This window comes from Streptomyces sp. NPDC003691, from assembly GCF_053981115.1.
Genome location: NZ_JBSFNQ010000090.1, coordinates 15,543 through 28,287, shown reverse-complemented (window position 1 = coordinate 28,287; position 12,745 = coordinate 15,543). Strand labels below are relative to the sequence as shown.

Annotated in this window: 1 protein-coding gene; it reads right to left on the bottom strand. The window is 73.6% G+C overall.

Annotated elements, in window-relative coordinates; genetic code table 11:
• A partial coding sequence (locus ACWDR0_RS29210) for an amino acid adenylation domain-containing protein (RefSeq protein WP_456354794.1) occupies positions 1-12,343 on the bottom strand: 12,343 nt, incomplete at its 3' end.
• Positions 12,344-12,745 lie beyond the last annotated feature (402 nt).

Genomic DNA, 12,745 nt, shown 5'->3' with positions numbered 1-12,745 from the left:
GCTCAAGACGCCCGTCCAGAACATACAGGCGGGTGTTCGCGACCGGACGGCCGAACGACACCGGACCGGGACGGTCCGGGTCGACGTCCGAGGCCGCGACCATCACGGTCGCCTCGGTCGGACCGTAGGTGTTCACCAGCCGCCGGCCCGACGACCACAACCGCGCCGCCGACTCACCAATCGCCTCAGCCCCCACCAGCAGCGTTTCCACCCGCTCCAGCACCCCGGGGTCAATTACTCCCAGCAGCGACGGCACCACCGACGCCGCCGTCACCCCCTCCAGCTCCGCCAGCCGAGACGGCTCCTCCCGCTGCCCCTCCGACGCAATCCACAACGCAGCACCCGACGACAGCGCCACCGCCACATCCAGCACCGACGCATCGAACCCGAACGACGCAAACTGCAACACCCCAGCCCCCGGACCCGCACCCATCACCGGGCCGAACACCGACACCAGGTTCACCAACGACCTGTGCGCAACCGCCACACCCTTCGGCACACCCGAAGAACCCGACGTATAAATCACATACGCCAACCCGGAAGAATCAACCGGCAGGCCAGTGCCAACCGGTTCACACGCAGCAGACTCCCCAAGCTCCTCCGCACCCACCACCACGGCCGCGCCGGAGTCGGCCAGCATGAACTCCTGCCGCTCCACCGGCAGCGAACCATCCACCGGCAGATACGCCGCCCCCGCCTTCCACACCCCCAGAATGCCGACGACCATCTCCACCCCACGCCCCAAACGAAGCCCCACCACCGACTCCACACCCACACCACGACCCCGCAGATACGAAGCCAACCGACCCGCCGCCGCATCCAACTCCCCATACGACACCCGCACCCCATCAGCCACCACCGCAACCCCACCCGGATCCGCAGCCACCCACCCCTCGAACAACCCCAACACCGACCCCGCCGGGACCACATCCACCCCGGTCGCATTCCACTCACTCAGCACCCGACCCCGCTCGACCGGATCGAGAACCCCCACCTCCCGCAACGGCACATCCACCGCACCGCTCTCAAGCGTCGCCTCCAGCGCTCCCAGTACGTTCTCCGTCGCCGTGCGCATCAGGCGGCCCACCGCGGCCGGGTCGATGGCGGTGACCGACTGGACGTTGACGATCAGCTCGTCGGGGGCCAGGTCGTCGACCGCCACGCTCAGCGGGTAGTTCGTCCGCTCCCGGACGAGGAGGCTGCGCATACCGTCGAAGGCTCCGCGCCCGGTGACGGCCGTACCACCCGCACCAGCCGTACCGCGCCAGACATGGCGGTAGTTGAAGAGTGAGGTGAACAGCGGGGCGTTACCGGGGATGGAGGCGACGCGCTGGGCGATCGCCAGGGGGGCGTGTTCGTGCTCCAGGAGTTCCGCCAGCCGGCCGCGCATCTCGTCCACCAGGGCACGTACGCCGAGGCTGCCGGTGCGTACCCGGACCGGCAGGGTGTTGATGAACGGGCCCAGGACGCGTTCCGTGCCCTCGCCCGCGTTCATCCGGCCGAGGAGTACGGTGCCGAACACCACGTCGTCCCGCCCCGCCAGCACGGCCAGTGCCCGGGCCCAGGCGACGTGCAGCACGGTGGCGGGGCTCGCCCCGAGGCGCTGGGCCGTGTCGCGCAGGCGGAGGACGGTTCCGGGCTCCAGGGGGACGAGGGCGGAGACCGCGTCGGCGCCGTTGTTCAGTACGTCGAGCTGTCCGTAGGGGGCGGTGGGTTCGGTGACATCGCCCAGCAGCTCCGTGAAGAAGCGCTCGTGCTCGGTGCGCGGGATGCTCCGGGTCCTGGCGACGATGGAGCGGAAGGGCAGCGGCGGGGCGAGCCGGTCCGCGTTTCCGGACAGGATGGTCCGGAGCTCCTGGAGGAGTACGTCCAGGCTGAGGCGGTCCTGGACCATGTGGTGCATCCGGACGAGGCCCAGTCGGCGGCCGTCCGGGAGTGCCGTCGTGTGGAGGTCCATCAGAGGGGCGCGGTGGAGCGGCATGCTCTGCCCGGCGGCCGCGAGGAGTGCGGCGGCCGGGTCGTCCGCCGCGGGGTCGGTGGTGTGTTCGGTGACGGGGAGGGTCGCGCGGCGCCACACCACCTGGACGGGTTCGGCGAGGCCCTCCCGGACGATCGCGGTGCGGTAGATGTCGTGGCGGTCGACGATCCGCTGGAGGGCGTCGGCCACGGCGTTCAGCCGGTCCTCGGTGTCGAATTCCACGACCTGTGCGGTGACGTAGACGTCGGCGCCGCCGTCACCGGCGAGCAGGTGGTGGAAGAGCATGCCTTCCTGGAGGGGGGTGAGCGGGTAGACGTCGGCGACGTTGGCGGCGCCGCCGTCCACGGTGCCGGCCACGCGGTCGGTCTCCTCCTGGGAGAGGTCGACCAGGGTGAGCATGCCGGGGGTGATCCGGTCAATGCCGTCGGCCGGGACGAGGTTCTCCGGGACGGGGGTCGTTTCGGTGTCGGCCGCGCGGGCGAGTCCGGCCGGGGTGGGGGTGTCGAAGAGGGCGCGTACGGGGACGGCTACGCCGCGTGCGCGGAGCTGCTCCACCAGCATGACGGCGAGCAGGGAGTGGCCGCCGAGGCGGAAGAAGTCGTCGTCCATGCCGACCCGGTCCAGCCCGAGTACCCGGGCGAACACCTCGCAGAGAATTTCCTCGCGAACGGTGGCCGGGCCCCGGCCCTCGCCGGTGCCGGTGGTGTAGTCGGGGGCGGGCAGCGCCCGCCGGTCCAGCTTGCCGTTCACGGTCAGCGGCAGCTCCGGGAGGGCCACGAAAGCGGCCGGGACCATGTACTCGGGCAGGCGGGCGGCGGTGTACGCGCGCAGGGCGTCGGAGCCGGGGCCGCCCTCGGAGCCGTCGAAGCCTTGGGTGCCTTGGGTGCCTTGGGCGGCTTGGGTGCCGGGGTCGGCGGCCGGGTCGTCCGCGGTGCCGTCCTGATCCGCTGCCGGGACGACGTACGCCACCAGCCTCGGGTCTCCGGGGGTGTCCTCGCGGACGACGACCGCCGCCCGTGCGATGTCCGGGTGGGTCAGGAGTACGGCGCGGATCTCGCCGGGTTCGATGCGGAAGCCGCGGATCTTGACCTGGTCGTCGACCCGTCCGGCGAAGACGACCTGGCCGTCGGCGGTCCAGCGGGCCAGGTCGCCGGTGCGGTACATCCGCTCGCCCGCCGGTCCGTAGGGGCAGGCGACGAAGCGTTCGGCGGTCAGGGCGGTGCGGCCCGCGTAGCCGCGGGCGAGCTGCACTCCGGCGAGGTACAGCTCGCCGGTGACCCCGGGGGCCACCGGGGCCAGGTGGTCGTCGAGGACGTAGACACGGGTGTTGGCGACGGGGGCGCCGATGGGCACCGGCGTTTCGGTACCGGGGGCGGAACCTGCCTCCGCGGGGCCGCAGTGCCAGGCGGTGACATCGACGGCGGCTTCCGTGGGGCCGTAGAGGTTGTGCAGCTCCACCTGGCCGTAGGTCCGGAGGAAGCGGGTCCGGGTCTCCGGGGGCAGGGCCTCGCCGCTGCACATGACGGCGCGCAGGGTGGGCAGTTCGCCGGTTCCGGAGTGCTGGAGGAAGGCGTCCAGCATGGAGGGGACGAAGTGCAGGACGGTGATGTGTTCCGTACGGATCAGGTCGGCGACGTAGCGGGGGTCGCGGTGGCCGCCGGGACGGGCCAGGACCAGGGTGGCTCCGGCGACCAGGGGGCAGAAGAGTTCCCAGACGGAGACGTCGAACACGGTGGCGGTCTTCTGCATCACCCGGTCGGCGGGGCCGATGCCGTAGTGGTCGCGCATCCAGAGCAGCCGGTTGACGATGGCGCGGTGCGGGACCAGGACGCCCTTGGGGCGGCCGGTGGAGCCCGAGGTGTAGATGAGGTACGCGGCGTTCTGCGGGTCCGGTGCGGTGGTGGCGGGACCGTCGGTCGTGGCCTGCGGTCCGCCGTCGCGGCCGTCGCCGTCGGCGGATGCGGAGGCGGAGGCGTGCGCGGCGGCCGGGTCGGAGAGCCGGGCGATCTCGGCCGGATCGTCGAGGACGACCACGGGTGCCGCGTCGGCGAGGAGGTAGGCAATGCGGTCGGCGGGGTATCCGGGGTCCACCGGGAGGTAGGCCGCCCCTGACTTGAGGACGGCGAGCAGAGCCGTCATCAGCTCGGGTCCGCGGTCCAGGACGACGGCGACGACGGTGTCGGGGCCGGCGCCGAGCGCGGTCAGCCGCCGGGCGAGCCGTCCGGCGCGGGCGTCGAGTTCCGCGTAGGTCAGCCGGGTGTCGCCGGAGACGACGGCCGTTGCGCCGGGGGTACGGCGGACCTGGGCCTCGATGAGTTCGGGCAGGGTCGCCGGAGGGACGGGGACCGTGGTGTCGTTCCACTCGGTGACGACCTGGTGCCGCTCCCGGGGCGCGAGGACGTCGATGCCGTGCAGCCGGGTGCCGGGGGTGGTGGTGACGGCCGTGAGGAGGCGGACGAACCGGTCGGCGATACCGGTGACGGTGGAGGCGTCGAAGAGGTCCGCGGAGCCGTTGAGGGTGCCGTGCAGACCGGCGGGGCTGCCGTCGTCGTCGAAGGTCTCGCGGAGGTGGATCTCCAGGTCGAACTTGGCCGCGGTGCCTGATCCGTCGAGAGGCTCGGCGTGGGCGCCGGGCAGTTCGAGGGGCGCGGGTTCGCTGTTCCGGACGGTGAGCATGGTCTGGAAGAGGGGGTGGCGGGCGAGCGACCTGGTGGGGGCGAGTTCCTCGACGAGCCGTTCGAAGGGGATGTCCTGGTGGGCGAGGGCGCCGAGGCTGGTGTCGCGGACCCGGGCGAGCAGTTGCCGGAACTCGGGGTTCCCCGAGAGGTCGGTGCGGATGACGAGGGTGTTGACGAAGAAGCCGACGAGGTCGTCGAGGGCCTCTTCGGTGCGGCCCGCGATCGACGAGCCGATGGGGATGTCGGTTCCGGCACCGAGGCGGGAGAGCAGTGCGGCCAGGGCGGCCTGGACGACCATGAAGGGGGTGGCGTTCTCGGCCCGTGCGAGGTCGGCGAGGCGGCGGTGGGTGGCGGCGGGGATGCTCAGGGGGGCCCGGTGTCCGAGCCGGCCGGCGGCGGCCGGGCGGGGCCGGTCGGCGGGGAGGGCGAGTTCCTCGGGTGCTCCGTCGAGGGCGCGCCGCCAGTAGGCGGCCTGCGCGGAGAGCAGGCTCTCCGGGTCGTCCGACTGCCCCAGGAGTTCCCGCTGCCAGACGGCGTAGTCGGCGTACTGGACGGGCAGCGGCGTGAAGGCGGGGGCTTCGCCGCGGAGCCGGGCCGTGTATGCGCGGGTGAGGTCGCGGCCGAAGGGCGCGTGGGACCAGCCGTCGGTGGCTATGTGGTGGATGACGAGGACGAGGGCCCAGTCGTCGGTGCCCAGGGCGAAGAGGCGGGCCTTGACGGGGGCCTCGGTGGCCAGGTCGAAGGTGTGCCGGGCGGCCTCGGCGACGGCGTCGGCCAGGTCGTCGGGGTCGATGGGGCTGGTGGTCAGCGACGGGCCGAGTTCGGCGGGGTCCAGGATCCGCTGGCCGGGCTCGCCGCCGGTGGCGGGGTAGACGGTGCGCAGCGGTTCGTGGCGGGTGATGACGTCGCGGAGGGCGGCTTCGAGGGCGACGGGGTCGAGGGTGCCCCGGAGGCGTACGGCGAGAGGGATGTTGTAGGTGGGGGCGGGCCCTTCCATCCGGTCGAGGAACCAGAGGCGTTGCTGGGCGAAGGAGAGCGGGGTGTGGTCGGGGCGGGTACGGGCGCGCAGTGCGGGCCGGGCCCGGTCGGGTGCGGGCGCGGGCGTGGCGAGCCGGGCGGCGAGGGCGGCGACGGTGGGGGCTTCGAAGAGGGTGCGGATCCTGAGGTCGGCGCCGAGTGCGGCCCGGATGCGGGAGAGGAGGCGGATGGCGAGCAGGGAGTGGCCGCCGAGGTCGAAGAAGCTGTCGTGGACGCCGACGGTCCCGGCGCCGAGGACTTCCGCGAAGATCGTGCAGAGGGTGGTTTCGGTGGGTCCTTCGGGGGCCCGGTCGGCGGTGTCCGCGGTGGGGTCGCCGGGGTCGGGGAGGGCGCGCCGGTCGAGCTTTCCGGCGGCGGTCAGGGGGAGTTCGGTGAGGACGGTGTGGGCGGTGGGGAGCATGTGTTCGGGCAGCCGGTCGGCGAGGAAGGCGCGCAGCTCGCCGGTGGTGAGACGGCCGGGGGTGCCGGCGGGGGTGGTGCCCGGTTCGAGGACGAGATGGGCGATGAGCCGGTGGTCGCCGGTGGTGTCGGGTCGGGCGACGACGGCGGCGCGGGCGACGGCGGGGTGTTCGAGGAGGGCGGCCTCGATTTCGCCGGGTTCGACGCGGTAGCCGCGGATCTTGACCTGGGTGTCGGCGCGCCCGGCGAAGACGACCTGGCCGTCGGTCGTCCAGCGGGCGAGGTCGCCGGTGCGGTACATGCGTTCGCCGGTGCCGAAGGGGCAGGCGACGAAGCGTTCGCCGGTCTGGGCGCGGCGGCCGGAGTAGCCGCGGGCGAGTCCGGCTCCGGCGACGTAGAGTTCGCCGACCACTCCGGCGGGTACGGCGGACAGGGCGTCGTCGAGGACGAAGAGCCGGGTGTTGGCGATGGGGGTGCCGATGGGGGCGGGGCCGTCGGCGACGAGTGCGGGGGTCAGTTCGGTGGTGGCGACGCCGATGGTGGTCTCGGTCGGCCCGTAGTGGTTGAAGACCCGGCGGTGTCCGGTGCTGTTCAGCAGTGTGCGGAGCCAGGCCGCCGGGGCGGTCTCGCCGCCGAGGACGAGGGAGCGGGCGGGGAGTACGGCGCCCGGGGTGGTTCCGGCGGTGAGGGCGGCGAGGTGGGAGGGGACCGCCTTGACGCAGTCGATGCGGTGATCGCGGAGATAGGCGGTGACGGCCGCGGGGTCGGTGACGGCTTCGCGGTCGAGGATATGGAGCTGGCCTCCGGTGGCGAGGCTGATGAAGACAACGGTGTTGCCGAGGTCGGTGACCTGGGGCTGGAGAAGGGCGTAGCGGGTGCCGGCCCCGGTCCAGTCGAGCCGCTGGGAGGTGGAGGCGACGTAGTTGGCGAGGGCTCCGTGGGTGACTTCGACGCCCTTGGGGGTGCCGGTGGAGCCCGAGGTGTACATGACGTAGGCGAGTGCCGCGGGTCCGGCCGGGTCCGCGGGGGCCGCGCCGGTGCCGGACTGAGAGGTGCCGGACTGAGAGGTGCCGGCCGGAGAGGTGGCGGGCGGGTCGGCGGGGTCCGGTGGGAGGAGTGCGTCGTCGATGCGGATGACGGGTACGCCGGCGGTACGGGCGACGACGTCGGCGGCCGCCTCGCCGCCGGTCTCGCCGCCGGTCTCGTCACCGGGCCGGCCGTCGGCGCCGGGGTCGGTGAGGAGGAGCCGTGCTCCGCTGTCGGCGAGCATGAACGCGACTCGTTCGGCGGGGAGTTCCGGGTCGACGGGGAGATAGGCGGCACCGGCCCGCCAGACACCGAGAACGGCGGTGACCATACGGGTGCCGCGGGGCAGGCCCAGTCCGACGACGGATTCGGCGCCGACACCCCGGGCGCGCAGGAAGCGGGCGACGCGGTCCGCGGCTTCGTCGAGTTGCCGGTAGGTGGTTTCGGTGCCGTCGGCGACCAGGGCGATGGCGTCGGGGGTTTCGGCGGCCCGGTCCCGGAAGAGCCGGGTGAGGGCGGGCGGGGTGCCGGGGACGGTGGTGTCGTTCCAGGTGCGGAGCAGCCGGTCGCGTTCCCGGGCGTCGAGGACGTCGACGGAGTGCAGCCGGGTGCCGGGGTCCGCGGTCACGGTCTCCAGTACGCGGGTGAACCAGGCGGCGGTACGGGTCGCGGTCCCGGCGTGGAAGAGGTCCTCGGCGAGGGTGACCAGGCCGCGGAGCCCCGCCGGGGCGCCGTTGTCGTCGAAGGTCTCACCGATGGTGAAGTGCAGGTCGTACCGTGCGGCGGGGGCGGCCGCCGCGTCGACGGCGCCGCCGTCCCCGGCCATCCGGACGCCGGGCAGCTCCAGTTCGGCGCGGTCGACGTTCTGGACCGTGAGCATGGTCTGGAAGAGGGGGTGGCGGCCGAGGGTCCGGGTGGTGACCAGCTCTTCGACGAGCTTCTCGAAGGGGACGTCCTGGTGGGCGAGGGCGCCCAGGGTCGCCTCGCGGACCTGCGCCAGCACCGTGCGGAAGTCGGGGTTCCGGGCGAGGTCGGTGCGGATCACCAGCGTATTGACGAAGGATCCGACGAGGTCTTCGAGGTTCTCGTCGGAGCGTCCGGCGACGGGTATCCCGACCGGGATGTCGGTTCCGGCGCCGAGCCGGTTGAGCAGGACCGCCACGGCGGCCTGGAGCGCCATGAACACGGTGGCGCCTTCGGCGCGGGCGAGTTCGGCGAGACGCGCGTGGACGGCGGCGGGGATCCGGAAGGGCAGCCGGTGCCCGCGGCGGCCGGGTACGGCGGGGCGGGGGCGGTCGGTGGGGAGGACCAGCTCCTCCGGGGCCCCGGAGAGGGTGTTCCGCCAGTAGTCGAGCTGGGTGGCGAGCAGGCTGCCGGGGTCGTCGCCGGTGCCGAGCAGCTGCCGCTGCCAGAGGGCGTAGTCGACGTACTGGACGGGCAGTGGGGGCCAGGCGGGCGCTTCGCCGCGGAGGCGCGCCGCGTACGCGGTGGAGATATCGCGCCCGAGCGGGGCCATGGACCATCCGTCGCTGGCGATGTGGTGCATCACCAGAACCAGGACATGGTCGGTCTCGGTGTCAGTACCGGCCCCGGGGTCGGTGCCCGTGCCGGGGCTCGTGCCCGTGTCGGGGCTCGTGCCCGTGTCGGGGCCGCCGTCGGCGATGCGGAAGAGGGAGGCGCGGAACGGCGGTTCGCCGGTGAGGTCGAAGGCGTGGGCGGTCGCCTCGCCGACGGCCGCGGCCACCTCGCCGGGGCCGACCGTACGGACCGTCAGGTCCCGGTCGCCGCCGGGGTCGAGGATCAGCTGGTAGGGCTCGCCGTCGGCGGTCGGGTAGACGGTGCGCAGCGGCTCGTGGCGGGCCACGACATCGCGGAGGGCGGCGGTGAGCGCGGGGACGTCGAGCCGTCCGGTGAGGCGGATCGCCGCGGTGGTGTTGTAGGCGGGTCCGGCGCCTTCGAGCTGGGTGACGAACCAGAGGCGGCGCTGGGCGAAGGAGAGCGGGGGCCGTTCGGGACGGGGACCGGCCGTGAGGGCGAGCCGGGTACGGCCGGTGGCCCCGGCGGTGAGCCAGGCGGCCAGTCCGGCCGCGGTGGGCCGCTCGAAGAGGACGGAGAGCGGCAGTTCGGCGCCCAGGACGGCACGGATGCGGGAGAGCAGCCGTACGCCGAGGAGGGAGTGGCCGCCGAGGTCGAAGAAGCTGTCGTCCACACCGACCGTCTCCACCCCGAGGACGTCGGCGAACGCGCCGCAGAGGAGTTCCTCCTCCGGGGTCGCGGGCGGGCGTCCGCCGCCCGTGCCGGTCCCGTAGTCGGGGACGGGCAGGGCCTTGCGGTCGAGTTTCCCGTTGGTGGTGAGCGGCAGTTCCGGGAGGGGTACGACGGCCGCGGGCACCATGTACTCCGGCAGCCGCCGGGCGACGAGGTCGCGCAGGGCCGCGGTGTCGAGATCCGCGGGGTCCGTGCCGTCCGCGGGGACGGCGTACGCCACGAGCCGGGTGTCGCCGGGGACGTCCTCACGGGCGACGACGGCGGCCCGGCCGACCGCGGGGTGGCCGCGCAGGACCGCCTCGACCTCGCCCGGTTCGATGCGGAAGCCGCGTACCTTGACCTGGTCGTCGGTGCGGCCCAGGTACACGAGCCGCCCCTCGGGGGTCCATTTCGCGAGGTCGCCCGTACGGTACATGCGCTCGCCCGCCGGGCCGTAGGGGCATGCGGTGAAGCGTTCGCCGGTGAGCCCGGGGCGTCCGGCGTAGCCGCGGGCGAGGCCCGTACCCGCGATGTACAGCTCGCCGGGGACTCCGGGCGGTACGGGGGCGAGCCGCTCGTCGAGTACATAGAGCCGGGTGTTGGCGATCGGCCTGCCGATGGGGACCGCGCTGCCCACGGGGTCTCCGGCCCGTACCTCGTGGACGGCGCAGCCGACGACGGTTTCGGTGGGGCCGTACTCGTTGACGACGACCGTGCCGGGCGCCAGCTCCAGCCAGGACGCCACGGTGGGCCCCGAGAGCGCCTCACCGCCGACGATCCAGCGCCGGGCGGCGTTGCGGATCCGGTCGGCGGGCAGCAGCTGGGCCAGCATCGGCAGGTGCGCCGGGACGACCTTCACCAGGTCGAAGCCTTCGCCCGAGCGCAGTACGCCGGCCAGGTCCTCGACACCGCCGTCCTCGCCGACGGTGATCGGGGCGCCGGTCACCAGGGGGACGAGGAGGCTGGTGACCGTGAGGTCGAAAGCGAGGGACGAGTAGAGGACGGCGCCGCCCCGGTCGGACTCGTACGCTCCGGCGGCCCAGTTGACGTAGTTGGCGAGGCCGCCGTGGGTGACCGCGACGCCCTTGGGCGTACCGGTCGAGCCGGAGGTGTACATCACGTACGCGGCCTCGGCGGGGAGGGGTACGGCGGCCGGGGTGGCGCCGGGGTCCCCGGTGTCGCCGCGGTCGTCGAAGCCGTCGAGGTCGTCGAATTCGTCGAGGTCGATCACGGGGATACGGGCGGCGGGGAGGGCGTCGAGGAGGGCCTCGGTGGAGACCAGGGCCACGGCCCTGCTGTCGGTGAGCAGATAGCCGACGCGTTCGGCGGGGAGGGCCGGGTCGACCGGGAGATATGCGGCGCCGGTGCGCCAGACGGCCAGGACGGCGGCGACGGCGTCGGTCCCGCGGGGCAGGCAGAGGCCGACGACGGAGCCCGCGCCGACGCCGAGCCCGGCGAGGGCGGCCGCCAGCCGGCGGGCGCGGCCGTCGAGCTGCGCGAAGGTGGTGGTGCGGTCTCCGTGGACGACGGCCGCGGCGTCCGGGGTCCGGGCCGCCTGCCGGGCGAAGGCCACCGGGACGGGGGTGTCCAGGGAGTCCGTCGCGGTGTCGTTCCAGTCGACGAGGACGCGTCGGCGTTCGGCGGGGTCGAGGACGTCGACGGCGTGCAGCCGGATTCCGGGATCGGCGGCAACGGTGGTGAGGACCCGTACGAGCCGGTCCGCGATACCGGTCACGGTGGCCGCGTCGAACAGCGCGTCGGCGCCGACGACATCACCGGTCAGCCCGGCGGGCCGGCCCTGCGCGTCGAACGTCTCCTCCAGCATCACATCGAGGTCGAAGCGGGCCACGGGCAGATTGGACGCCAGCGGTTCGACACCGATCCCGGGCAGCTCCACCGCGGCGCCGCCGGTGTTCCGTACCGTCAGCATGGTCTGGAACAGCGGATGGCGGGTCAGGGACCGGCCGGGCGCCAGCTCCTCCACCAGCTTCTCGAAGGGGACGTCCTGGTGGGCGAACGCCTCCAGGCCGGCCCGCCGGACCCGGGCCAGCACCTCCCGGAACTCCGGGTCCCCGGACAGGTCGGTTCGGATCACCAGGCTGTTGACGAAGAAGCCGATGAGGTCGTCCATGGCCTCGTCGGTACGGCCCGCGACGGCCGCGCCGATCGGGATGTCGGTGCCCGCGCCGAGCCGGGACAGGGTTACCGCGAGCGCGGCCTGGACCAGCATGAAGGCGGTGACGCCCTCGGCGCGGGCCAGGGCGGCAAGCCGGGTGTGCGTCGCGGCGGGGACGCGCAGCGGTGCCCGGTGGCCGGTGTGGCCGCCCGCCGCGGGGCGCGGCCGGTCGGTGGGCAGCGCCAGCTCCTCCGGGGCGCCCGCGAGGGTCCGCCGCCAGTACTCCGTCTGAACGCTGATCCGGCTGGCCGGGTCGGACTCGTCGCCGAGCAGCTCCCGCTGCCAGAGGGCGTAGTCGGCGTACTGGACGGCGAGTGGTGCCCAGCCGGGGGCCTCGCCGCGCAGCCGGGCGGCGTAGGCGGCGGACAGATCGCGGCCCAGGGGTGCGTTGGACGAGGCGTCGGTGGTGATGTGGTGGAGGACGAGGATCAGTACATGCTCGTCGGGTCCGGTGGTGAGCAGGGTGGCGCGGACCGGGACCTCGGTGGCGAGGTCGAAGCCGGCGCGGGCGGCGGTGAGCCGGGCCTCCGCCAGCTCGGCGGGGGTGACCGTGCGGAGTTCGAGTTCCCAGTCGAGTTCGCCGGGTTCGAGAATGTGCTGATACGGCTCGCCGTCCACGGCGGGGAATACGGTGCGGAGCGATTCGTGGCGCTCCAGCAGATCCCGTAATGCCGCACTCAGGGCACCGGTATCGACCCTGCCGCGCAGCGACAGGGTGACGACGTTGTTGTAGGTGAGGCCGGATTCCGCCAATTGGGCCAGGAACCAGAGCCGGCGCTGGGCGAACGACAACGGGATCATCAATGCGTCTCCTTTGTGCGTCGAACGCCACGCCGAAGTTCCGCGGGAGCGCCGTGATACGCAATTCATGACTGCGGGGCCCCGTCGGCCCGCACATTCCAACGCACCGCCGGACGCTGAACAAGGCTGAACAGACGGTCGTCGAACGGGGTGGGAGAGCGGCTGTTCAACCGGGTGTTCGCCGCGGTTGAACACAGCACCCGGGGGCCGTGCGGAAGGCGCGGACCGGGGCCGTACGGGACGGACCCGGGGGCGGGCGGCCGGCGGCCCGGCGGGAGGGCCCGCGGGCGGAAACGCGGCGGCCGCCGCTCCGTTCCGGCGGGGCCGGGCGGGGCGGCGGCCGGGGCCGTCGCGATGGGGAGGAGGGAGTCGTCCGCCGGGGCGGCGGTTCGGGCGGGCCGG